Raw genomic sequence first — 23,456 nt, 5'->3', positions numbered from 1 at the left:
AATCACGGAATCTGCATGACGCGTTATATTTTCGTCACCGGCGGTGTCGTGTCCTCATTGGGGAAAGGTATTGCGTCTGCCTCACTGGCAGCCATCCTTGAGGCACGCGGCCTGAAGGTCACCATTCTCAAGCTGGACCCGTACATCAACGTGGACCCCGGCACCATGAGCCCGTTCCAGCACGGTGAGGTTTTCGTCACCGAAGATGGCGCGGAAACCGACCTCGACCTTGGCCACTACGAGCGTTTCATTCGCACTCCAATGACCAAACGCAATAACTTCACCACCGGCCGGGTGTACGAAGAGGTTATTCGCAAGGAGCGTCGGGGCGATTATCTGGGTGGTACCGTTCAGGTCATTCCGCACATCACCGACGAAATCAAACGCCGTGTGGTGGAAGGCGCAGCGGGTGCCGACGTGGCACTGATTGAAGTCGGTGGCACGGTAGGTGATATCGAATCCCTGCCGTTCCTGGAAGCCTGCCGTCAGCTGAAGGTGGAAGTAGGCTCCCAGCGTGCACTGTTCATGCACCTGACGCTGGTTCCTTACATTGCTACCGCCGGCGAGATCAAAACCAAGCCGACTCAGCATTCCGTGAAAGAAATGCGCTCCATCGGCCTGCAGCCGGATATCCTGCTGTGCCGCTCTGAGCACGAAGTAGACGCCAGCTCCCGTCGCAAGATTGCCCTGTTCACCAACGTGGAAGAGCGCGCGGTCATCCCGATGCAGGACGCCAGGTCCATCTACGCCATTCCGCGCATGCTGCACGAATACGGTCTGGACCAGCTGGTTATCGAACGCTTCGGCCTGGATGCCCGTGAAGCAGACCTGAGCGAATGGGACGCGGTTGTGGATTCACTGATGAATCCGCAGGACGAAGTCACCATCGCCATGGTCGGCAAATACATGGAGCTGCTGGACGCCTACAAGTCCCTGATCGAATCCCTGCTGCACGCCGGTATCAAGACCCGCACCAAGGTCAACATCAACTACATCGATTCCGAAGACATCGAACGCGACGGCACCTCCGTGCTGGAATCCGCGGATGCTATTCTGGTGCCCGGTGGCTTTGGTGAGCGTGGCGTGGAAGGCAAGATCCGCACCGTACAGTACGCCCGTGAAAACAAGGTGCCGTATCTGGGCATCTGCCTGGGTATGCAGGTGGCGGTTATCGAATACGCCCGCAACGTGGCCGGCCTGAAAGACGCCCACAGCACGGAATTCCGTGAACACACACCGGAGCCGGTTGTCGGCCTGATCACCGAATGGCTCGATGCCACCGGTGAAAAAGAAGAGCGCACCGAAGAATCCGACCTCGGCGGCACCATGCGTCTGGGTGCCCAGGATTGTGTACTGACTGAAGGCTCCACCATCGTTGGCTGTTACGGCAAGAAGACCATTCGTGAGCGCCATCGTCACCGTTACGAAGTCAACAACCATTTCCTGCCCAGGCTGGAAGAAGCAGGCCTGCAAATTTCCGGCCGCTCTGCCGATGGCAAGTTGGTTGAGGTGGTGGAAGCGCCCGATCATCCCTGGTTTGTTGCCTGCCAGTTCCACCCGGAATTTACCTCAACACCCCGCGACGGCCATCCGCTGTTCAAGGGCTTTGTTGAAGCCGCGCTGGCGAACAAGAAAGGATCCTGATTATGGCGCGCAGCAACCTGAACGTCTCGGGCATCGAGATCGCCAACGATAGGCCGTTTGTGCTGTTTGGCGGCATGAACGTGCTTGAGTCCAGGGAACTGGCGTTTGAAGTGGCGGAAAAGTATGTGGATGTCTGCACTCGTCTGGGCATCCCGTACGTATTCAAGGCGTCCTTCGACAAAGCCAACCGCTCATCCGTCAACTCCTTCCGCGGCCCCGGCCTCGAGAAGGGGCTGCAGATCCTGGCCGACATCAAAAGCAAATTCGGCGTGCCCATCATCTCGGACGTGCACGAGCCTGGTCAGGCTGCCCCGGCGGCGGAAGTCTGCGACATCATCCAGTTGCCCGCCTTCCTGAGCCGGCAGACTGACCTGGTGGTGGCCATGGCCAAAACCGGCGCCGTCATCAACATTAAGAAAGCCCAGTTCCTGGCACCCCAGGAAATGAAGCACATCATCACCAAGTGCGAAGAAGCCGGCAACGACCAGATTATCCTCTGCGAGCGAGGCACCAGCTTCGGCTACAACAACCTGGTGGTGGACATGCTTGGCTTCGGCATCATGAAACAGATGAACGTGCCGGTGTTCTTCGACGTCACTCACGCCCTGCAGATGCCGGGCGGTCGGGCCGACTCCGCCGGCGGGCGTCGCGCCCAGGTCACCGACCTGGCCCTGGCGGGAATGTCTCAGGGCCTGGCTGGCCTGTTCCTTGAGGCTCACCCTGACCCGGACAAAGCCAGATGCGATGGCCCCTGCGCCTTGCGCCTGAGCCAGCTGGAACCGTTCCTTGAGCGAGTGAAAGCTGTCGACGATCTGGTAAAAAGCTTTAAACCTATCGACACCGCCTGATTGGCGGTGTTGGTATTTTGACAGGTCGCATGCCTCATTGTTTTTGGAATGACGGCATACTGTGAACCTTGAGAGCGAGCGACTGGAAGGGCCTGGCGAAAATTTCGGAGGCCAGGGATGGCCGGAGAGAAGCGCACATGGATGTGCTTGTAGCGGTTTTCGCCAGGCCCTTCCAGTTGATCGCTCCGGCACCATCATTCAAAGCTTGTATAGTGATTAAAAGATAAAATCTGGAGAATCAACCGAATGACCAAGATTGCCAACATCAAAGCCCGTGAGGTTCTGGATTCACGTGGTAACCCCACCGTGGAAGCAGACGTCATCCTGGAAGACGGCACACTGGGCCGCGCTTGCGCACCGTCCGGCGCCTCTACCGGTTCCCGCGAAGCTCTGGAACTGCGCGATGGTGACGCCTCCCGTTACCTCGGTAAAGGTGTTCGCAAAGCCGTTGAAGCCATCAACGGTCGAATTCGTGACGCCCTGCTGGGTAAAGATGCCGCCGACCAGCGCAGTCTGGACCAGGTCATGATCGACCTGGACGGCACCGAAAACAAAGCCAACCTGGGCGCCAACGCCATCCTGGCCGTATCCCTGGCTGCTGCCAAAGCCGCAGCTATCTCCCTGGGCAAGCCTCTGTATGAGCACATCGCCGATGTAAACGGCACCTCCGGCAAATTCTCCATGCCGGTGCCGATGATGAACATCCTCAACGGTGGTGAGCACGCCGACAACAACGTCGACATCCAGGAATTCATGGTCCAGCCGGTCTCCGTGAACAGCTTCGGTGAAGCCCTGCGCGTTGGTGCCGAAATCTTCCATAGCCTCAAGAAAGTGCTGAAGGCCCAGGGCCTGAACACAGCCGTAGGCGACGAAGGTGGCTTTGCCCCCAACCTGCCGTCCAACGAAGCAGCCCTGGCGGCGATCAAGGAAGCCGTCGAGAAAGCCGGTTATGAACTGGGCAAAGACGTCACTCTGGCGCTGGACTGTGCCTCTTCCGAGTTTTACAAAGATGGCCAGTACCAGCTGTCTGGTGAAGGCAAGAGCTTCGATTCCGAAGGCTTTGCCGATTACCTGTCCGGCCTGTGCGACCGTTACCCGATTGTGTCCATCGAAGATGGTATGGACGAGAGCGACTGGGACGGCTGGAAAGTGCTGACCGACAAACTGGGCAGCAAGGTTCAACTGGTCGGGGATGACCTTTTTGTCACCAATACCAAGATTCTGAAGCAGGGTATCGAGAAGGGCATTGGTAATTCCATTCTGATCAAGTTCAATCAGATCGGTAGCCTGACCGAGACTCTGGATGCCATCAAGATGGCTCAGGATGCTGGCTACACGGCGGTCATTTCTCACCGCTCCGGTGAAACCGAAGATACCACCATTGCGGATCTGGCCGTAGCTACCTGTGCTGGCCAGATCAAAACTGGTTCTCTGTGTCGTTCCGACCGGGTTGCCAAGTACAACCAGCTGCTGCGTATTGAAGAGGCGCTGGAAGGCAAGGCACCATACCGTGGCCTGAGCGAAATCAAAGGTCAGGGTTGAGGATTAGCGACGTTTTCTGACCTGCCGGTCCATTCCGGCAGGTAACAAAATGTTAAGGCCATCGCGTTCTGAATGAAAATTCAGACACGATGGCCTTTTTGTACAGTGACTTACAGAAAATTGTTGCTAATCTACTATAAGGTCTATACTTGACCCTCGACTCGTTTATTTTGTTGTTCATTTTCTGTACGGATTCGGCATGAAATCGCTTTGGGCCATTCTGGTAGTGCTGATACTCCTGCTGCAGGTTCGCCTGTGGATCGGGGAGGGCAGTTTTGCGCAGGTGTGGGCCCTGGAGCAGTCGATTGCCGAGCAGCGGGAAGAGAATGCCGAGTTGGCGGCCCGGAATGACCGGCTTTATGCGGAGGTGCGGAATCTTCGCAATGAGCAGGGCGCCGTTGAGGAGCGGGCCCGGATGAATCTTGGCCTGATTCGTGAGGATGAGACGTTCTTTCTCGTTGTTGAAAATTGATTTCAGACCTGAGTGGTGCGAGCGCCGGGGAGTGTCTCTCCGGGAACCGCTACAAGCACATCCATGTGCGCTTCTCTCAGGCCATCCCTGGCCTTCGAAATTCCCGGAGAGAACACTCCCCGACGCTCACCTGACCTTTGAAGTGCCGTCCCATGAAAAATGCAGATTTTTGGCTTATTGTCCCCGCCGCCGGTATCGGCCAGCGCATGAAAGCCGAGTGCCCCAAGCAATACCTCAGGATCAATAACCGTTTTATCCTGGACATCACCCTGTCCCGTTTGTTGGACAACGCCCCGTTTAAAGGCTGTATGGTGCCACTGAATCCGCAGGACCATTGGTGGCCGGAGAGTGAGTCGGCGAGGGATGATCGGGTGCAGACCTGTACCGGGGGCAAAGAACGGGCGGATTCGGTGTTGTCGGCTCTGGTAGCCCTGGAGGGGCAGGCGGCGGATAATGACTGGGTGCTGGTACATGATGCGGCGCGGCCCTGTGTTCATTCTGAAGATCTGTCCCGTTTGATTGAGACCTTGTCTGAGCATCCGGTGGGTGGTTTGCTGGCGGCGCCGGTGGCGGATACGTTGAAGCTTGCCGAGGCCGGATCATTGCCGGTGGTGAGTGAGACCATTGACCGGAGCAGGTTGTGGCGGGCGTTGACGCCGCAGATGTTCCGGTTCGGAGCGTTAAAACAGGCGTTGTCATTGTGTCTGGAACGTGGCCAGGCGATTACGGATGAGTCCTCTGCCATGGAGTTTTCCGGTAACATGCCGGTTCTGGTGGAAGGGCGCCCGGATAATCTGAAAATTACGGTCCCCTCGGATCTGGCGTTGGCGGAGTTTATCCTCGGGCGTCAGTGATTCCCTGCATTCTGTTCTGTTTTCGGAGATGATCATGCGCATTGGTCAGGGCTTTGATGTCCATGCCTTCTGTGAGGGCGATTCTGTCATTCTTGGGGGTGTGACAATTCCCCATAGCCACGGTCTGAAGGCGCACTCGGACGGGGATGTTCTGTTGCATGCGCTTGCGGATGCGCTGTTGGGCGCGGTGGCGCTGGGTGATATTGGCCATTTCTTTCCGGATTCCAGCGAGGAGTGGGCCGGCGCAGACAGCCGGGATTTGTTGCGGCGGGTGATGCAGCGGGTGCTGGATGAGGGCTACGCGGTTACCAATATTGATTCCACAATCATTGCCCAGGCGCCGAAAATGGCGCCCCATATAGAGGCGATGCGGATGAATATTGCCGAGGATCTGGGGGTGCCTGCTAATCGGGTGAGCGTGAAAGCCACCACCACAGAAAAGCTGGGTTTTACCGGGCGAGGGGAAGGTATTGCCTGTCAGGCGGTGTGTCTGCTTGAGGCGGTTTCCCAGTGAGTGAGGATTCTCAGTGGCTGTTGGACTGGCCGGTGTCTGGCGGAGCCCGGGTTGGTCGTGCTGAACTGAAAACGTCGCCAGAGGATTTCCGGGTTACGGAGTTGCTCTGGCCGGAGCGGGAGGACGATGCCGCGGCGCCAGGTCCGGTTGAGGTATCCGGCGACGGTGAGCACCTTTGCCTGCGGCTGGAGAAAACCGGTGACAATACCGAGTACGTCGCCCGGGAGCTGGCGGCACTGGCGGGCTGTCGTTCTTTCGATGTTGGTTTCTGTGGCCTGAAAGATCGGCATGCGGTGACGGTTCAGTGGTTCAGTCTTTATCGGCCTGGCCAGGAAGCGGACGATCAGGCGTTGATGGCAGAGGTTGGCCAGCGTTGGCCGGTTCGGGCCGCGGTTCGCCATTCCCGCAAACTGAGGCGCGGCGATCATCAGGCCAATGGTTTTGAGATTGTGCTGCGCAATGTGACGGGCCAGCGCGAGCTTGTGGAAGCCGGGCTTGCGCGGTTGGCGAGTCAGGGCGCCCCCAATTATTTTGGCCCCCAGCGGTTCGGTTTTCAGGGAGCGAATCTCGACCGTGCTGTACAGATTGATCCCTCACGGCTCAATCGCAAGCGCGGACGCGCTGGCAGAAGCGCGTCGAAAAACGTATTGTACTTTTCGGCGGCACGTTCCTGGCTGTTCAATCAGGTACTTGCGGAGCGGGTCAGCAATCGAACCTGGACTGAGGTGTTGCCGGGAGAGCCGGAACCCTCAGGTGCCGGGCCAACCGGACCACTGTGGGGCGATGGCGGTACGCTGGCCTCGGGCGAGCAGGAATCCCTTGAGCGTGGCGTGGTGGATGCCTGCCCGGAGTTGACCAGGTTGTTCCAGTCCACCCGCATGAAACCGGAGCGTCGCCCCCTGGTAGCCCGCCCGGGAGAGTTCAAATGGCAGTGGCTGGATACCACCACCCTGCGGATTCAGTTTGTGTTGTTGCCCGGGCAATATGCCACAACGGTATTGGGTGACCTTTTCGAGCTTGAGGACCTGAGCCTCAGCCGTGATAACAAGTAGTATGGCTAGCGGAGATAATTGTGCGAATTCTGTTGTCCAACGACGATGGCGTTCATTCGCCGGGTCTGGTGGCGCTGTATGAGGGTCTGAAGGGCCTCGGGGAGCTGGAAGTTGTTGCCCCGGACCGGGATCACAGTGGTGCCAGTAATGCCCTGACACTGAACCGACCTCTTACAGTAGAGCAGCACCCCAATGGTTTCCGGTCTGTCGACGGAACGCCGACAGATTGCGTACACCTGGCCGTTAACGGTTTGTTCGACACGGCGTTTGATCGGGTGGTGTCGGGCATCAATACCCACGCCAATCTTGGTGATGACATCATCTACTCGGGCACAGTGGCTGCTGCTACAGAAGGGCGCCATCTGGGGCTGCCTGCCATTGCTGTATCGCTGGTCAACAATGGCCACTTCCATTACGACACGGCTGCCCGGGTAGTGCGGCTGTTGCTGGAGTACAAGCAGGCCCTGAAACTGGGCCCCCGTTCCATTCTCAATGTAAATGTGCCGGATCTGCCCTGGGAACAGCTTAGCGGGTTCCGCGTGACCCGTCTGGGACACCGTGAACGGGCCGAGGGTGCGGTGCCGATGACCTGCCCGAGAGGCAAGCAGAGATACTGGATAGGGGCAGCGGGGCAGGGCGGAGATGCAGGCCCGGGTACGGATTTTCATGCGGTGCGTGAGGGCTATGTGTCCATCACCCCGGTGCACATCGATATGACCCGGCACGAAGCCTTGTCCGGCCTCAGGGAATGGGTTGACGGTCTGGATATGACTACCGGAGGTCAGTCATGACGGCCCAGCTCGAAGGCATCGGCATGACCTCACGGCGCACGCGCATGCGTCTGGTGCAGCGTCTGCGTGAGGGGGGAATAGAGTCTGACCGGGTGCTTGAGGTGATTGGCCAGGTGCCCCGGCATATCTTTCTGGATGAAGCGTTGTCACACCGGGCCTACGAGGATACCTCGCTGCCCATCGGGCATGGCCAGACTCTTTCCCAACCCTACATCGTCGCCCGGATGACTGAGCTGTTGCTGGCCCATGCGCCGCAACGGGTGCTGGAACTGGGGACCGGCTCCGGCTACCAGACGGCCGTGCTTTCGCAACTGTTCCCCGAGATCTACAGTGTTGAGCGTATCCGCCCGCTCCAGGATCGTGCCCGGGACCGGCTGCGCCAGTTAAACGTGCGCAATGTCCTGCTTAAACATGCGGATGGTGGTATGGGCTGGCCAGAACGAGGGCCCTTCGATGGCATCATCGTAACGGCAGCCCCGGTGGAAGTTCCCAGAGAACTGCTGGATCAGCTGGCCGATGGTGGCGTGCTGATAGCCCCGGTGGGGGAAGAGAATCAGGTGTTGGTTGAGATTATCCGCAAAGGCAATCGCTTTGAGCGCCACAACCTTGAACCGGTGCATTTTGTGCCTTTGTTGGGGGGAGTTATCCGTTAATGTCAGAACCGTCGGTGTCGGAAACAGACCAAAACCAGACTGAGTATCATCACCGCCTGCCTGCGATATTTCTGAGGGGCATGGCGATGGGTGCCGCGGATATTGTGCCAGGTGTTTCCGGTGGCACCATTGCCTTCATCACCGGTATCTACTTCCGCTTGCTGGAGGCCATCAGTGCCGCGCCCGTAGCCTTTGTGCGCCAACTGGTGCGGGGTAATGTGGCCGGCTTCTGGCGAGCCATCGACGGAACATTTCTGGTGTGCCTGCTGGCGGGGATTGTCTCGAGTGTTGCCAGTCTGGCCTCTGTTATTACCTGGTTGCTCGAAACCCAGCCGGTTCTGATATGGAGCTTCTTTTTCGGTTTGATCGTGGCCTCGGTCTGGCATGTTGGTCAGCAGATCCAGCGCCCTCGGGCCGGTTTGCTCGTGCCGTTTGTGGCGGGGGCTGTCTTTGCCTGGTGGGTGACGACCTTGCCGGCCAGTGAACTTGCGCCCACGGGTATTGCCTTCCTTGGAGCTGGCGCGCTGGCCATCTGCGCCATGATTCTGCCCGGAATCTCTGGCAGCTTCCTGCTGTTGATTATCGGCATGTACGCCCCCGTTCTTGCCGCGATCAAAAATCTTGAACTGATCCATCTGGGGCTGTTTGTGCTGGGTTGCCTGATTGGGTTGTTGTCGGTTGCGCGCCTGATTACGCTGGCCTTTCGGCATTTTCACGACACTGTGTTAGCGCTGCTCACCGGCTTTATGGTGGGCGCCTTGAGTAAGGTTTGGCCCTGGCAGGAAACCCTCAGCTGGCGTACCAACAGTGCCGGGCATCAGGTACCGTTGAGCCAGACCCCGGTGACACCGGAAACCTGGACAACGCTTTACGGGCAGGATCCCCAGATTCTGCTGGCGGTGTTAATGGCGGCGCTCGGGCTGGCGTTGGTATTAGTGATTGAATTGGTCGGCAAAAAGGCAACGCCTGCGGAGAGTGGTTCTGCCTGAGCAAGAGAAAGCGTTACCTGGCGCACAAAAAGACTGTTCCCGAGGGTAACAATCCTGTGCACAGGGTAACTTGGAATTGCCCGATAATCGTGCAATATATTAGTAAGTTAGTCCTGAATGATAAGAAACTGGATAAAATCAGGGCTATTCTTAAGACGGATTTTTCATAACCGGGCAGCTTTTAATACGTGACTCTTTTTAACGGGCGCATTCAATTTGAGCATTTCCCCGTTTGGTGGTCTGAAGTCCCGGCTTCTGAGCGCCGGAGCCCTCCATTGTTCCGGGCCCTCATGACGGCGCTTCTGGTCGTCGCCGTGCTTGTGCTCTCTGGCTGCAATACCAGTGCAATCTATCAGGACGATCTGTATAACCCCCCGGTTTACTGGGGCTCCCATGTGGTCAAAAAGGGCGAAACCCTGTATCGGATCGCCTGGCAGTACGGCCGGGACTATCGGGAGCTGGGTAATGCCAATGGCATCGGGCCGCCCTGGAATATTCGTCCGGGGCAGGTGCTTCGACTCGATCGCAAGGGCACGATCCCCCGGACCGCGCGGACGACCGCGCCCTCCAGGCCCGCGGCATCACCACCCCCTTCCCGTTCAGGTGCCCGCGCGACGGTGTCGAAACCGGCTGCCAAACCCGCGACCTCCGCTCCGACGGCCAGGTCATCCGTTAGTCAGGTGGTGGCCAATGTGCGGTGGCACTGGCCGCATTCTGGCACTGTAATTGCAAACTTTTCTTCGTCTGGCAAAGTCAATAAAGGCATTGATATCGCCGGCAATCCCGGTGATGCTGTCAAGGCGGCGGCTGATGGAAGCGTGGTATACGCAGGAAACGGGTTGCTAGGTTATGGCAATCTGATTATCGTGAACCATAACGAACATTATTTGAGCGCCTACGCACACAATCGGAAAATTCTCGTAAAGGAAGGGGAGGGTGTGAAAGCTGGACAGGTAATCGCCGAACTGGGCAATACCGGAACCGACAAACCGAAGTTGCATTTCGAGATACGCAAGAATGGCAACCCGGTAGATCCATCCAGGTATTTGCCAAGGCGCTGAAAAACGCGCACGGGCCCGAGGCCCGGAGGGTATTACCCAACAGCCTGACTGAAACCGCGAAACAGAAGAACAAAAACGGCAACGGTAATTGCCAGCCAACAAGTAAATGTCCTGAAGAAAACCAAAACTGAAACACTCCCGGAATAAAAAGAAGTAGCGGGTGACAACAGGATTATTGAGAGGCGGGGTAAACAATGTCAGTAGAACAGGAAGATATCATCATTGATCGCGTAGCAGATCTGGAAGACGCCGACGATCAACTGTTAGCCGAAGACAAGCCTGAAAAAGCTTCTGCTGAAGACGAAACTGCAGAAGTCGAAGACGGATTTCCCGCACAGGGAAAGTACTACTCCAACCAGAAGCAGCTGGATGCCACTCAGCTGTACCTCAACGAAATTGGTTTTTCTCCCCTGCTTACTCCGGAAGAAGAGGTGTACTTCGCGCGGCTTGCCCGTAAAGGCGAAGAGAGCGGCCGTAAGCGCATGATCGAGAGTAATCTCCGGTTGGTGGTCAAGATTGCGCGCCGCTACGTCAACCGTGGGCTGACACTGCTTGATCTGATCGAGGAAGGCAACCTGGGGCTGATTCGGGCGGTTGAGAAGTTCGATCCCGAGCGTGGATTCCGTTTCTCCACCTACGCTACCTGGTGGATTCGCCAGACCATCGAACGAGCCATCATGAACCAGACCCGCACCATCCGTCTGCCGATTCATGTGGTCAAGGAATTGAACCTGTACCTGCGGGCCGCCCGTGAGCTGACCCAGAAACTGGACCATGAACCGACCGCGGAAGAAATTGCCCGCATGGTCGACAAGCCGGTTGACGACGTAAAACGCATGCTCGGCCTCAACGAGCGCGTTGCCTCCATGGACACTCCGATCGGGGCTGGCAGTGACAAGTCCCTGATGGATACCGTGGCCGATGAGGGCGCGTCGGATCCTGCGGATCTGCTGCAGGACAACAACATGTGTTCATGCCTGGAGAAGTGGATTGATCAGCTCAGCGACAAACAGCAGGAAGTGCTTTCCCGCCGTTTCGGGCTGAGGGGCTATCCCATCAGTACCCTGGAAGAGGTTGGCCAGGAGATTGGCCTGACCCGGGAAAGGGTGCGGCAGATTCAGGTGGAAGCCTTGCGTCGCCTGCGGGAGATCCTTGAGAAAGAGGGATTGTCCGGAAGTCTGCTGTTCAAATAGACTGGATTGACGAGATCAGTGAAAAAGCCGGCCATGGAAACATGGTCGGCTTTTTTGTTAAATGTGGCGGCAAATGAGAACCAGGTGGCGATCAGCCCGCAAAGTTCGTTGTTAGAATGGGCCACCGGGCAGATCTAGGGAGTCGCCCTGGTGTCGAATGAAACACTCAATAATAACGATCGAAAGGAAAGGACTATGAAGAAGGCTCTTACTGCAGGATTTGCATCCCTTTTGCTAACCGGTGTTCTGTCAGCCCCGGCTTCCGCCCTGACCGTAGGGGACGTCGATGTGCCCGATACCTATTCTGCCATGGGGCAGGAACTCAAGCTCAATGGCGCCGGCACCCGTTCCAAGTGGTTTATGGATCTTTATGTGGGTGGTCTCTATGTACCTGAACAGGTGAGCGATGGCGAAGCGGTTATCAACGCTGATGAGCCCCAGGCCATCACGCTGCACATTACCTCGGGGATGATCACCAGCGAGCGCATGACCGAGGCGACCATGGACGGCTTCAAGGCATCCACCGATGGTGACCTGTCTGCTATCCAGTCGGATGTGGACCAGTTCATGGCGGTATTCCAGGAAGAGATCACCGAAGGTGATGTGTTTGATCTGGTTTACCTGCCCGGCGAAGGCGTTCGCGTACTCAAGAACGGCGAGCAGAAAGATACCGTTGGTGGCCTGGAGTTCAAGAAGGCGCTGTTTGGTATCTGGCTGTCAGACAAGCCCGCCCAGGAAGACCTGAAAGAGAAAATGCTGGGCCAGCGTTGATCGCAACCCAGATCTGAAAAAGCCGGCATTCGCCGGCTTTTTTGTTCCTGTCAGTTCGCTTTCAAGACAGTTTACTGGTAGTCCCGCTTTTGCTTGAATTCGCACAGATCCTCAATTATGCAGGCGCCACATTTCGGCTTTCGGGCTGTGCAGGTATACCGGCCGTGCAGGATCAGCCAGTGGTGAGCGTCCATCAGGAACTCTTTCGGCACCAGCCTGACCAAGCGTTTCTCGACTTCCAGTACATTCTTGCCCGGCGCGATACCGGTACGGTTGGAGACCCGGAAAATGTGGGTGTCCACGGCCATGGCTGGCTGCCGGAACGCTGTGTTCAGCACCACATTAGCCGTTTTACGGCCGACGCCGGGCAAGGCTTCCAGGTCTTCCCGCCGGGCCGGGACTTCACTGCCGTGTTTCTCGATCAGAATGCGGCAGGTCTTGATCACATTCTCGGCCTTGCTGTTAAACAGGCCGATGGTCTTGATGTATTCCTTCAGGCCGTCAACGCCCAGGGCAAGAATGGCCTCGGGCGTGTTCGCTACCGGGAACAGCTTGTCGGTGGCCTTGTTCACGCCTACGTCTGTGGCCTGAGCGGAGAGAATGACCGCAATCAGTAGCTCAAATGGCGTGCTGTAATTGAGCTCTGTGGTCGGATTGGGGTTAGCCTCCCGCAACCGGGAGAAAATCTCGGTACGTTTTTCTTTGTTCATGCTGGCCCGATCTGGTTCAGGAAATAGTGCCGGTTACGCGCACACGTTTGCTACCTGTGCTGGCCGGAGCGGGTTCGGCGGCTTTTCTGCGTTCTTTGACGTGATTGTCGATGCCATTCTTCAGGGCAATCAACAACCCGAGGCCCACAAAGGCGCCTGGTGGAAGCACCATGAACAGCATGTCGGGGTACTGTTCGAACGGCCGGATGACCCAGTCCGCCGCCATGGGGCCGAGGAGCAGGTGCATGTCGGCGAACAACGTGCCCTGGCCGACCAGTTCCCTCATGGCGCCCAGCGTTATCAATACCGCCAGGAAGCCGATCCCCATCATGGCGCCGTCCAGAATGGCCGGTAACGGTGGATTCTTGGAAGCAAAGGCATCGGCACGGCCAAGAATGGCGCAATTGGTAACGATCAGCGGGATGAAGATGCCGAGAATCTGGTACAGCTCATAGGTAAACGCCTGCATCAGCAGTTCGGCGCAGGTTACGAACGAGGCAATGATCATGACGAACGCCGGCAGTCGAACGGATTCGCTGACGAAGTTCCGGATAAGAGAGACCGACAGGTTTGAGCCCATCAACACCAATAGTGTGGCCAGGCCCAGGCCGATGGCGTTGACGACCGTGCTGGTGACGGCAAGCAGCGGACACAACCCGAGAACCTGTACCAGGGCAGGGTTGTTGTGCCAGAGGCCATCCTTGATGATTTCGCTGGACGTTTTCGTGCTCATGATCAGGAGTGCTCCGCTGGTTGAGTATCGGCGGCAATGGCTTCCGGAGACAGGCGGCGTTTACCGGGCTCCGGGGGCGCGTTCACCCGTTCGCGGATGATCTCACGGTTCTGGCGAAAATAGACCAGGGTTTTCTGTACCGCTTTCACCACCGCTCTCGGAGTGATGGTGGCACCGGTGAACTGGTCGAAGATGCCACCGTTCTTCTTCACGTTCCAGGCGTTGGGGGCAGGATTACCGAGAGACTTACCGTCAAACCCATAGATCCAGTCAGACTTGCGGGTCTCGATACGATCGCCGAGCCCCGGTGTTTCCTTATGACTGGTGACCCGAACGCCCAACACCCGGCCTTGAAGATCCAGGCCAACCAACAGGCGGATATTCCCGGAGTAGCCGTCTGGCGCCACGGTGGGCAGTATCATGCCGATAGGTCGGCCGTCTTTTCGGGCAACCCAGGCCCGCAAGGGGCCTTCAACGGGTAGCCGCTCGCTGGCGGGCAGGGCGACCACATCTTTCAGCAGGTCATTATCATGCTGGCTTTCCGGAATAATCTCGAACAGTGCCCTGGCCTCGGCGCGGGCAGCCTGCTCCTGAATCCGGTCTTTGGTCAGCCCCTGAGTCAGGGCAATGGTGCCGCCGGTAATAATGGCAAACAGGCCCAGGCCGATGGCGCTTCGACGGATGGCGGTGGTTACTGCACTCATGGTCAACCTCCACTCCGGCCCGGGACACCCCGGCGGGCCTTGTGATGGCCGTAAGTGCGGGGTGGTGTGTAATGGTCGATAAACGGGACCGCGAAGTTCATCAGTAGCACGCTGAACGCGACTGCATCGGGATAGTTACCCCAACTGCGAATGAGGTACACCAGGATACCGATGCCGGCACCGTATATCAGCTTGCCCTGATGGCTGGTGGCTGCCGAAACCGGGTCGGTGGCAATAAAGAACGCGCCAAGCATGGTACCACCGGCCAGCAGGTGCAGTTGCAAAGGCGCGTACTGGTCGGCGTTGCTGCCAAAGGCCAGGCTCATGGCGGCAATACCGGCCAGGAAGGCAACCGGAATATGCCAGGTTATGATTCTAAGGGCGATCAGCAGGACGCCGCCGGCCAGGAAGGCCAGATTGACCCACTCCCAGCCCCGGGCAATCAGGTCGCCAAAGGTGGGGTGGCCGAGTACTTCCACTGACGTGTGACTGGCAATCTTGTGTTTGTATTCGTCCAGCGGTGTTGCCATGGTCCAGCCGTCGACGGCGGTCTGGCTTCCAGTGAAAATCTTCGCGAGGGTTTCACCTAAGCCGGGTGCGCCGCCCCAGAGCGTGGCCGCTTCGGCCCAGTTGGTGGTCATGGCGACCGGAAACGAGATCAATGCCAGGGCATAGCCCACCATGGCCGGGTTAAAGGGATTGGAGCCCAGACCACCGTACAGCTGCTTGGCCACTACGATTGCTGAGACCACGGCAATACCGGATACCCACCAGGGCGTGAACTGGGGCAGGGATAGCCCCAGCAGCAGGCCGGTGACCGCTGCGGTGTTGTCACGCAGGAAAAAGGCGACGGGTTTGCCGCGCAGCTTCAGGAAGGCGGCTTCAGAGCCCAGCGCCAGGGCAATGCACCAGATGACATTGATCAGGTTGCCCCAGCCAAAGAACAGAGTCTGGGCCAGCAGGCCGGGCAGAGCGGCCAGAATGACCCAGAGCATGACCTGTGACGTGGGCCGCGCGCGACGAGCGTGGGGTGAGGACTGTTGAACAAGAGCCATGAAGTTCCAGCCTGATTGAATTATTGAGACGACGCGGGTTCTTCCGCCACTTGCTTGCGAGCCTGATCAAGCGCCTGCTGAGCCCGTTGCACCCGATCATGGTTCTTGGCGACAGCACGTTCCAGTTTCTCAACATTATCCGCCTGCTGAGACCGGGCCTCATCGAGCATGCCCTGCATGGTGTTGAGCTTGGCTTCTGCCTGGGTGAGTTGCTTCTCCAGCGCCTCTATGTCGGGTTTGTCATCGGCCACTTCAGTGCTGCTCGGTACCGGTTGCTCTTTGGTGTCGGCGGCTGTTTTGGCCTTCTTGCGTTCCAGGGCCTGCTGTACCAGGGCGGCTTTGGCTGCCCGGTCGTCGCTTGCCTGGCCATCGGCGGCGGCCATTTCGGCTTCCGCCTGCTTTTTGGCCTGAGCTTCGGCAGCAGCCTTGGCCCGCTCCTTGCGCCGTAATTCCTTTTCCTGTTGCTCCCGTTCCAGGCGGGCCTGACGTGCCTCGAAGCGCTCGCGAGCGCGATCCGCTTTCAGCTGTTCCGCGCGCTGGGTGCGAATCTCGCCTTTGGCAAACCGATAGTACTGGACCAAAGGAATGGAGCTGGGGCAGACGTAGGAACAGGCTCCGCATTCGATGCAGTCGAACAGGTTCAGGTGTTCTGCTTTCTCGAATTCACCCGCCTTGGAATACCAGAACAATTGCTGCGGCAACAGTTCCATGGGGCACGCCTCGGCGCACTGTCCACAACGGATGCACGGCTGCTCTGGCGGCGGAGCCGGCAGTTCTGCCGCGGTTGCCGCGATCACGCAGTTGGTGGTTTTTACCACGGGCACGGAATCGGTGGTCAGGGTATACCCCATCATGGGGCCGCCAAGAATCAGCCGGTCAAGACGTTCCTGCGCCATCCCTGTCGTTTCGAGCAGGTGATGGATCGGCGTGCCGATCAGGACTTCAAAATTGCCGGGTTCCCGCACCGCCTCGCCAGTAACGGTTACCACACGGGATATCAGCGGCTTGCCCTCAAAGACAGCACGGCCCACGGCGACTGCAGTTCCGATGTTCTGGCACATCACCCCGATATCGGCAGGAATACCGCCACTGGGGACTTCCTGGCCGGTCAGAATCTGTATCAATTGTTTTTCACCACCAGACGGGTACTTGGTGGGCACCACCGCAATTTCAATCTGAGTGCCCGCCACCGCCTTGCGCATGGCGGCAATGGCCTCGGGCTTGTTGTCTTCAATGCCGACAACGCACCGGGAAGGCCGGAGAATCCACGCCATCACTTTCAGGCCGGCAACCACCTCGGCGGCCTGCTCGCGCATGGTCATGTCATCGGCGGTGATGTAGGGCTCGCACTCCGCGCCGTTGAGAATCAGGGTATCGACCTTGCGATCCCTTGGAGGCCTCAGCTTGATATCGGTAGGAAAACCGGCACCACCCATGCCGGAAATGCCGGCTTCGCGAATTCGCTGCAGCACCGCTTCCCGGTCAAGTTGTTTGTAATCGTCAATCGGTGACAGGGCGCACCACTGGTCTTCGCCATCCGGTTTCAGTACCACGCACCAGTCCGCCATACCGGACGGGTGGGGAACCGGACGTTGTTCAATGGCCTCGATCACCCCCGAAGTGGGAGCATGCACCGGCACGCCCATGCCATTGGTAACGTCTGCGATTTTCTGACCCTTCAGTACCCGGTCGCCCACCGCAACCACCAACTCTGCCGGTTCGCCGATGTGTTGTTGCAATGGCAATACCAGGCGATCGGGCATGGCGGCCTTGCGGATCGGGCGGGCCGTGGACTGATGCTTGTTCTCGGGCGGATGAATGCCGCCGGTGAAATCCCACAGCTGAGTCATCAGGCGCTGGCTCCCTGGCGATCGGTGGCGATGATTTGGGGCACTGGAGGTGTCCAGGTCCAGGTACGGATATCCGGCTCGATGGTGATCATGTCGATGCAATCCACCGGGCAGGGTTCCACGCACAAGTCACAGCCGGTGCACTCGCTCTCGATAACGGTGTGCATGTGCTTGGCGGCGCCCAGGATGGCGTCTACCGGGCAGGCCTGAATGCATTTGGTGCAGCCAATGCATTCGTCCTCGCGAATAACTGCCACCCGCTTGGCCTGCTCAACACCGTGTTCTGCGTCCAGCGGTTGTGGCTCTACATCCAGCAGGTCGGCCAGCGCCTTGATGGTGCTTTCACCACCGGGCGGACATTTGTTGATGGCGTCGCCGTTGGCAATGGATTCGGCATAGGGCCGGCAGCCGGGGAAGCCACACTGGCCGCACTGTGTCTGCGGCAGCAGCGAATCAATTTGGTCAACCAGTGGGTTACCTTCAACCTTGAACCGTTCAGAGGCAAATCCCAGTAGCCCGCCAAAGACCAGGGCAAGCGCCAGCAGGACCACAACGGCAATCAGGAAACTCGTCCACATAACAACCGCTCCGTCAGACTGCGACCAGGCCGGTGAAGCCCAGGAAAGCCAGCGACATGAGCCCTGCGGTAATCATCCCGATAGCCGCGCCCCGGAAGGCCACCGGCACATCGGATACGGCAATGCGCTCGCGCATGGCGGCAAACAGCACCAGCACCAGGGAGAAGCCGACGGCGGCGCCAAAGCCGTAAAGCACAGATTCCACAAAGTTGTTGTTTTTGTTGAGGTTCAGGAGGGCTACACCCAATACCGCGCAGTTGGTGGTGATCAGGGGCAGGAAAATTCCGAGAACCCGATACAGCAGCGGACTGGTCTTGCGTACCACCATTTCGGTGAACTGTACCACCACCGCAATCACAAGGATGAAGGTGATGGTTTTCAGGAAAGCGAGATCCAGCGGGGCCAGCAGATAGGTGTAGGCCAGATAACTGCACACCGATGACAGGGTCAGTACGAACGTGGTTGCCAGCGACATGCCCATGGCGGTTTCCAGTTTCCCGGAAACGCCCATGAAAGGGCACAGCCCCAGGAACTGCACCAGCACGAAGTTGTTCACCAGAATGGTGCTGACCAGAATCAGTAAATACTCTGTCATCGGAGCGTCTCAGTCTCTGCTTTACATCACCCGCATGCCCGGCACGGCGCCGGAATCCGGAGACAGAATGAAGATATCCTTACCACCGGGGCCGGCCGCCAGTACCATGCCTTCGGACATACCGAACTTCATCTTTCTGGGTTTGAGGTTGGCGACCATCACGGTCATACGACCTTCCAGATCTTCCGGTTTGTAGGCGGACTTAATACCAGCAAACACGTTGCGTTCGCCATGCCCCACGTCAAGAGTCAGTCGAAGAAGCTTGTCAGCGCCTTCCACATGTTCTGCTTTGACAATCTTGACGACCCGCAGATCCACCTTGGCAAAATCCGGGAACTCGATTTCCTCGGCGATCGGTTCGAGATCCTTTGCCGCCTCTTTCTTGCTGTCGCCCTGGGCCGCCGGCAGTTCCTCTTTGGAGGCCTCCAGCATTTTTTCGATCTGGTCCATATCCACCCGGTTCATCAGCGGCTTGAACTTGTCGATGCCGTGGTTTTCGAGCAGGGCGGCACGGTTGTTCCAGTCCAGACGTGAATTCAGGAACGACTGGGCTGCATCAGCGGTCTTCGGCAGTACCGGTGCCAGATAGGTCATCAGCAGGCGGAACATGTTGATGGCGTTGGTACAGATAGCCTGCAGCTGGTCATCCTGGCCGTCCTGTTTGGCAATCACCCAGGGCTGCTCATCATTCACGTACTGGTTGGCAATGTCTGCCAGCTCCATAATCCGACGCATGGCGCGGCCGAACTCACGGGCTTCGTAGAACTCTGCAATCTGTTCACCGGCATCAATAAACTCTTTCAGCTTGTCCTGCTCGGTGACCTTGCCCAACTTGCCGTCAAAGCGCTTGGTGATAAAACCGGCGCTGCGGCTGGCAATGTTCACCACCTTGCCCACCAGATCTGAATTCACCCGGGCAGCAAAGTCTTCCAGGTTCAGGTCCATGTCATCCACACCGCCGGTCAGCTTCGCGGCGAAGTAGTAGCGCAGGTACTCCGGGTTCAGATGGTCCAGGTAGGTCCGGGCCATGATGAAGGTGCCGCGGGACTTGGACATTTTCTTGCCGTTCACCGTCACGAAGCCATGGGCCCAAACCGCGGTTGGCGTGCGGAAGCCCGCGTCGTGCAGCATCGAGGGCCAGAACAGGGCATGGAAATTGATGATGTCCTTACCGATAAAATGGTACACCTCGGCACTGGAATCCTTCTTCCAGAAATGCTCGAAATCGATGCCCTCGCGGTTGCACAGGTTCTTGAAGCTGGCCAGGTAGCCGATAGGTGCATCCAGCCAAACGTAGAAGTACTTACCTGGTGCATCCGGGATCTCAAACCCGAAATAGGGCGCATCCCGGCTGATGTCCCACTCCTGCAGGCCCGCATCCAGCCACTCGGCCAGCTTGTTGGCCACCTGGGGTTGCAGAGCACCGCTGCGGGTCCACTTGCTCAGAAAATCGTGGAACTCCGGCAGTTTGAAGAAGTAATGCTCGGATTCTTTTTCCACAGGGGTGGCGCCAGACACCGCAGAGCGGGGGTTGATCAACTCGGCGGGTGTGTAGGTGGCGCCGCAGGCCTCACAGTTATCACCGTACTGGTCTTCGGTTTTGCACTTGGGACAAGTGCCTTTGATGAAACGATCCGCCAGAAACATCTCTTTTTCCGGATCAAAGAACTGCGTGATCTTGCGCGTGGCAATGTGATCATTGTCCTTGAGCTGGCGGTAGATGTACTCCGAGAAGTACTGATTCTCCTCCGAGTGCGTGGAGTAATAATTGTCGAAACGGATGTGAAAGCCCGCGAAATCTTCCTGATGCTCCTGACGAATCCGGTCGATCAGCTGCTCCGGGGTAATCCCCTCACGCTCGGCCCGCAGCATAATGGCGGTGCCGTGAGCATCGTCTGCGCAAACGTAGTAGCAGTTGTGGCCGCGCATGTTCTGGAAGCGCACCCAGATATCGGTCTGAATGTATTCCAGCAGATGCCCCAGATGAATGGGCCCGTTGGCGTAGGGCAGGGCGCTGGTAACCAGAATATCGCGCTGTTGCTTGCTCGCTTGCGTCATGGTGATGTCCGAACCTTATGTTGAGTCGGGTTGGAAAGACAAAAACGGGGTTCCGGCGCCAATCGCAATTGATTGTTCCAGGTAAAGACCCCATATGGTCAGAAACGGGCACAGATGATACCTTCCGAGCCATCATTTTTCACCTGCATTCAAGCTTATGAGCTTATTCCGGAGACCCCGATGACCCAGATTTCCCAACAGGCCCTAGAAGCCGCCGTTCGCGAATACCGGGACCCCTACCTGAACAAAGACCTGTACGAACTGGGAGCCGTGAAAAACCTGAGCGCAGACGACAGCGGCAACGTAACCCTGATGGTCGAACTGCCATACCCTTCCAAAGGCATCGCTGGTGGCCTGAAACAGATCGTCGCCAACGCTCTGGAATTTGTCGATGGCGTTGAAAGTGCCGAGGTACACGTAGCCCAGAAAATCCACAGCTACAAAACCAACAAAGACCTGCCGGCCGTCCCCGGTGTGAAAAACATCATCGCAGTCGCCTCCGGCAAAGGCGGCGTGGGCAAATCCACCACCGCCGTCAACCTCGCTCTCGCCCTGCACGCCGAAGGCGCCCGGGTCGGCATCCTTGACGCCGATATCTACGGGCCCAGCATCGGCATGATGCTCGGCGTACCTGAAGGCAAACGCCCGGACGTACGCGAAAACAAATACTTCGTCCCCATGCTGGCCCACGGCCTGCAAGCCAACTCCATGGCCTTCGTCACCACCGACAAAACCCCCATGGTCTGGCGCGGCCCGATGGTCAGCGGTGCGGTGATGCAGTTGCTCCAGCAAACCCTGTGGGATGAACTCGACTACCTCATTATCGACATGCCTCCCGGCACCGGCGACATCCAGCTCACCCTGGCCCAGAAAGTCCCGGTCACCGGCGCCATCATCGTCACCACCCCCCAGGACATCGCCCTGCTGGACGGCAAAAAAGGCATCGAAATGTTCCGCAAAGTCGACATCCCGGTGTTGGGTGTGGTCGAAAACATGAGCGTGCACATCTGCTCCAACTGTGGCCATGAGGAACCCCTCTTCGGCCACGGTGGCGGCGAACGCATCGCGGAAGAATACGAAACCACCCTCCTGGGCCAGCTACCCCTGCACATGACCATCCGCGAGCAGACCGACAGCGGCGCTCCGACTGTGGTCGCCGAGCCGGATTCGGAAGTGGCAAGACGCTACCGCGACATCGCCAGAAGGGTGGGGGCGGAGCTGTCCACCCGCGAGCGGAATCTTGGTGGGACGATTTCCAGTGTTTCCGTAACTGAGCATTAACCAAGATCCGGTGCCAAGGGACTGAAACTCCGCTGTCGGATCGCGACGTCAGGCCCTTCTGTCCAAAAATGTCGGAGGCCATGGATGGCCGGAGAGAAGCGCACATGGGTGAGGCAAGCGTTTATGAAGCAAAGCTTCATGCGCCGCCGAACGACAGCAATCTATGATTGCTGGCTGGACCCGCTTGCGGGTGCTCGTAGCGGTTTTTGGACAGAAGGGCCTGATGGCGCAGCCCCCAGTGCGCGGTGTTGGGCAACCAGTCCTATATCTTCGACAGTCACCGCACGACAAGGTAAACTACGCCCCAATTTTCCCAGCTGGAAACGAGAATTCACCCATGAGCATCAAATCCGACAAGTGGATCCGCCGGATGTCCGAACAGCACGGCATGATCGAACCCTTCGAAGCCGGACAAGTTCGGGAAAGCGAAAAAGGCCGCGTCATCTCCTACGGCACCTCAAGCTACGGCTACGACGTACGTTGCAGCAACGAATTCAAAATCTTCACCAACGTCCACAGCGCCACCGTAGACCCGAAGAACTTCGACGAAAACAGCTTCGTCAACTACACCGGCGACGTCTGCATCATCCCGCCGAACAGCTTCGCTCTGGCACGCACCGTTGAGTACTTCCGCATCCCCAGAAGCGTACTCACTATCTGCCTGGGCAAAAGCACCTATGCACGCTGCGGCATCATCGTGAACGTCACCCCGCTGGAACCGGAGTGGGAAGGTCAGGTAACCCTGGAATTCTCCAACACCACCAACCTGCCAGCGAAAATCTACGCCAACGAAGGCGTTGCCCAGATGCTGTTCTTCGAATCCGACGAAATCTGTGAAACCAGCTACAAAGACCGCGGCGGCAAGTACCTTGGCCAGACCGGCGTGACCCTGCCCAGGACATGAACGCCAACCAGTTTCTCAAAGCCGTCTCACAACTGCAGGGCTGGCGCGAATGCGCCTTCCTGCTGGCCCTGGCCGAACGTTCATTTCCCAACTACGCCCTGTTCGCCGACGCCGTTGGCCTGAAAACCGGCGGCAAGATGCGCCAGTTGCTCGATCTGGCCTGGGACATGCTCCAGAAAGACGTGGCCGATGCCGCGATCCCGCAGCTGCTCAGCAAACTCGAAGCCCTGTGCCCCAATGTCGACGAGTACGATGCCTACGGTGTCTACCCGGCCTTCGATTTCTGCCAGCTGCTTGAGCAGGCGCTGCTGAACCGTCTGAACCCGAACAAGCATCGCGCCACCGAAGCCTCTCAGCTGGCGACCCGCACCGTGATGGATTTTGTTGAAATGTCCGAAGGTGAGGGGCTGGATGAAAACGAACTGGTGCGCGTGTTTGAGCACCATCCACTGCTCAAGGACGACAAACTGTTTCAGCGCGACACCGTCATGGCGCTGAAAAAGCAGCGAACACCCAAAGAAGCCTTCCTGGCTGAATTGCGAGCCGGTGCCGCCAACGACGGTGTCAGTAACCTGGGTATCTCCCTGGAAGGCTGACATAAGGC

The 23,456-nt window shown here is 58.0% G+C and carries 24 protein-coding genes; 16 read left to right on the top strand and 8 right to left on the bottom strand.

Going from position 1 to position 23,456, the window contains the following annotated elements:
• Window positions 1-15: 15 nt before the first annotated feature.
• The 13 genes from Q675_RS29880 (at window position 16) to Q675_RS29820 (ending at window position 12,384) form a co-directional block, all read left to right on the top strand.
• Complete coding sequence (locus tag Q675_RS29880; RefSeq protein WP_011784435.1) at window positions 16-1,644, top strand: CTP synthase; 1,629 nt, start codon at window positions 16-18, stop codon at window positions 1,642-1,644.
• A gap of 2 nt (window positions 1,645-1,646) precedes the next feature.
• Window positions 1,647-2,492, top strand: coding sequence for a 3-deoxy-8-phosphooctulonate synthase (gene kdsA, locus Q675_RS29875; RefSeq protein ID WP_011784436.1), 846 nt, complete (start codon window positions 1,647-1,649; stop codon window positions 2,490-2,492).
• A 246-nt stretch (window positions 2,493-2,738) separates the two neighbouring features.
• The gene (gene eno / locus Q675_RS29870; RefSeq protein ID WP_022991692.1) at window positions 2,739-4,034 is read left to right on the top strand and encodes a phosphopyruvate hydratase; all 1,296 of its coding nucleotides are present in this window, start codon (window positions 2,739-2,741) and stop codon (window positions 4,032-4,034) included.
• Between the two features lie 199 nt (window positions 4,035-4,233).
• Entirely contained in the window at window positions 4,234-4,506 is a 273-nt protein-coding gene (locus Q675_RS29865; protein WP_011784438.1) for a septum formation initiator family protein, read from the top strand.
• Window positions 4,507-4,658: 152 nt separating this feature from the next.
• Window positions 4,659-5,360: a 2-C-methyl-D-erythritol 4-phosphate cytidylyltransferase gene (gene ispD, locus Q675_RS29860; protein ID WP_023011374.1), complete on the top strand. Its 702-nt coding sequence runs from the start codon at window positions 4,659-4,661 to the stop codon at window positions 5,358-5,360.
• A gap of 34 nt (window positions 5,361-5,394) precedes the next feature.
• A complete protein-coding gene (gene ispF / locus Q675_RS29855; protein WP_023007896.1) occupies window positions 5,395-5,874 on the top strand; it encodes a 2-C-methyl-D-erythritol 2,4-cyclodiphosphate synthase in 480 nt (159 codons plus the stop codon).
• Window positions 5,871-6,926 (top strand): tRNA pseudouridine(13) synthase TruD, encoded by a 1,056-nt coding sequence (truD, locus tag Q675_RS29850; RefSeq protein ID WP_014421916.1) that lies wholly within the window; start codon window positions 5,871-5,873, stop codon window positions 6,924-6,926. Before ispF ends, truD begins: the two co-directional genes overlap by 4 nt.
• Window positions 6,927-6,946: 20 nt before the next feature.
• Window positions 6,947-7,717 carry a 5'/3'-nucleotidase SurE gene (gene surE / locus Q675_RS29845; protein WP_014421915.1) on the top strand — a complete coding sequence of 257 codons (771 nt, stop codon included), beginning with the start codon at window positions 6,947-6,949 and terminating at the stop codon, window positions 7,715-7,717.
• On the top strand, window positions 7,714-8,370 hold the full coding sequence (locus tag Q675_RS29840) for a protein-L-isoaspartate(D-aspartate) O-methyltransferase (protein ID WP_014421914.1): 657 nt from the start codon (window positions 7,714-7,716) through the stop codon (window positions 8,368-8,370). The genes surE and Q675_RS29840 overlap by 4 nt, the downstream gene beginning before the upstream one ends.
• Window positions 8,370-9,359 carry a DUF368 domain-containing protein gene (locus tag Q675_RS29835; protein WP_023011373.1) on the top strand — a complete coding sequence of 330 codons (990 nt, stop codon included), beginning with the start codon at window positions 8,370-8,372 and terminating at the stop codon, window positions 9,357-9,359. Before Q675_RS29840 ends, Q675_RS29835 begins: the two co-directional genes overlap by 1 nt.
• A 275-nt stretch (window positions 9,360-9,634) precedes the next feature.
• On the top strand, window positions 9,635-10,420 hold the full coding sequence (locus Q675_RS29830) for a peptidoglycan DD-metalloendopeptidase family protein (protein WP_023011372.1): 786 nt from the start codon (window positions 9,635-9,637) through the stop codon (window positions 10,418-10,420).
• Window positions 10,421-10,614: 194 nt separating this feature from the next.
• Window positions 10,615-11,613, top strand: coding sequence for an RNA polymerase sigma factor RpoS (gene rpoS, locus Q675_RS29825; protein ID WP_011784446.1), 999 nt, complete (start codon window positions 10,615-10,617; stop codon window positions 11,611-11,613).
• 195 nt (window positions 11,614-11,808) lie between these two features.
• Window positions 11,809-12,384, top strand: coding sequence for a chalcone isomerase family protein (locus tag Q675_RS29820; RefSeq protein ID WP_011784447.1), 576 nt, complete (start codon window positions 11,809-11,811; stop codon window positions 12,382-12,384).
• Between the two features lie 71 nt (window positions 12,385-12,455).
• Here Q675_RS29820 and nth read toward each other — a convergent pair whose 3' ends face one another.
• From nth to metG, 8 genes are read right to left on the bottom strand one after another with little or no spacing between them, the layout of a single operon-like run.
• Complete coding sequence (gene nth, locus Q675_RS29815) at window positions 12,456-13,094, bottom strand: endonuclease III (RefSeq protein WP_014421910.1); 639 nt, start codon at window positions 13,092-13,094, stop codon at window positions 12,456-12,458.
• 16 nt (window positions 13,095-13,110) lie between these two features.
• The gene (locus Q675_RS29810; protein ID WP_022991700.1) at window positions 13,111-13,827 is read right to left on the bottom strand and encodes an electron transport complex subunit E; all 717 of its coding nucleotides are present in this window, start codon (window positions 13,825-13,827) and stop codon (window positions 13,111-13,113) included.
• A 2-nt stretch (window positions 13,828-13,829) separates the two neighbouring features.
• Entirely contained in the window at window positions 13,830-14,531 is a 702-nt protein-coding gene (gene rsxG, locus Q675_RS29805; protein ID WP_031211407.1) for an electron transport complex subunit RsxG, read from the bottom strand.
• A gap of 2 nt (window positions 14,532-14,533) precedes the next feature.
• Window positions 14,534-15,586 carry an electron transport complex subunit RsxD gene (gene rsxD / locus Q675_RS29800; protein ID WP_031211406.1) on the bottom strand — a complete coding sequence of 351 codons (1,053 nt, stop codon included), beginning with the start codon at window positions 15,584-15,586 and terminating at the stop codon, window positions 14,534-14,536.
• A 20-nt stretch (window positions 15,587-15,606) separates the two neighbouring features.
• Window positions 15,607-17,436 (bottom strand): electron transport complex subunit RsxC, encoded by a 1,830-nt coding sequence (gene rsxC, locus Q675_RS29795; RefSeq protein WP_023011371.1) that lies wholly within the window; start codon window positions 17,434-17,436, stop codon window positions 15,607-15,609.
• A complete protein-coding gene (gene rsxB, locus Q675_RS29790) occupies window positions 17,436-18,014 on the bottom strand; it encodes an electron transport complex subunit RsxB (protein ID WP_023007886.1) in 579 nt (192 codons plus the stop codon). Before rsxB ends, rsxC begins: the two co-directional genes overlap by 1 nt.
• 13 nt (window positions 18,015-18,027) lie before the next feature.
• A complete protein-coding gene (rsxA, locus tag Q675_RS29785; RefSeq protein ID WP_014421904.1) occupies window positions 18,028-18,609 on the bottom strand; it encodes an electron transport complex subunit RsxA in 582 nt (193 codons plus the stop codon).
• 21 nt (window positions 18,610-18,630) lie between these two features.
• Window positions 18,631-20,667, bottom strand: coding sequence for a methionine--tRNA ligase (gene metG, locus Q675_RS29780; RefSeq protein WP_023007885.1), 2,037 nt, complete (start codon window positions 20,665-20,667; stop codon window positions 18,631-18,633).
• Between the two features lie 180 nt (window positions 20,668-20,847).
• Here metG and apbC point away from each other — a divergent pair, with 180 nt between their 5' ends.
• From apbC to Q675_RS29765, 3 genes are all read left to right on the top strand, one after another.
• Window positions 20,848-21,948, top strand: a complete 1,101-nt coding sequence (gene apbC / locus Q675_RS29775) for an iron-sulfur cluster carrier protein ApbC (RefSeq protein WP_023011370.1) — start codon at window positions 20,848-20,850, stop codon at window positions 21,946-21,948.
• Window positions 21,949-22,285: 337 nt separating this feature from the next.
• Window positions 22,286-22,852: a dCTP deaminase gene (dcd, locus tag Q675_RS29770; RefSeq protein WP_011784457.1), complete on the top strand. Its 567-nt coding sequence runs from the start codon at window positions 22,286-22,288 to the stop codon at window positions 22,850-22,852.
• The gene (locus Q675_RS29765; protein WP_022991707.1) at window positions 22,849-23,448 is read left to right on the top strand and encodes a YjaG family protein; all 600 of its coding nucleotides are present in this window, start codon (window positions 22,849-22,851) and stop codon (window positions 23,446-23,448) included. The genes dcd and Q675_RS29765 overlap by 4 nt, the downstream gene beginning before the upstream one ends.
• Window positions 23,449-23,456: the final 8 nt, after the last annotated feature.

The organism is Marinobacter sp. EN3 (assembly GCF_000475315.1).
Lineage (GTDB): Bacteria > Pseudomonadota > Gammaproteobacteria > Pseudomonadales > Oleiphilaceae > Marinobacter > Marinobacter nauticus.
This window is presented reverse-complemented; position numbering and strand designations above follow the sequence as displayed.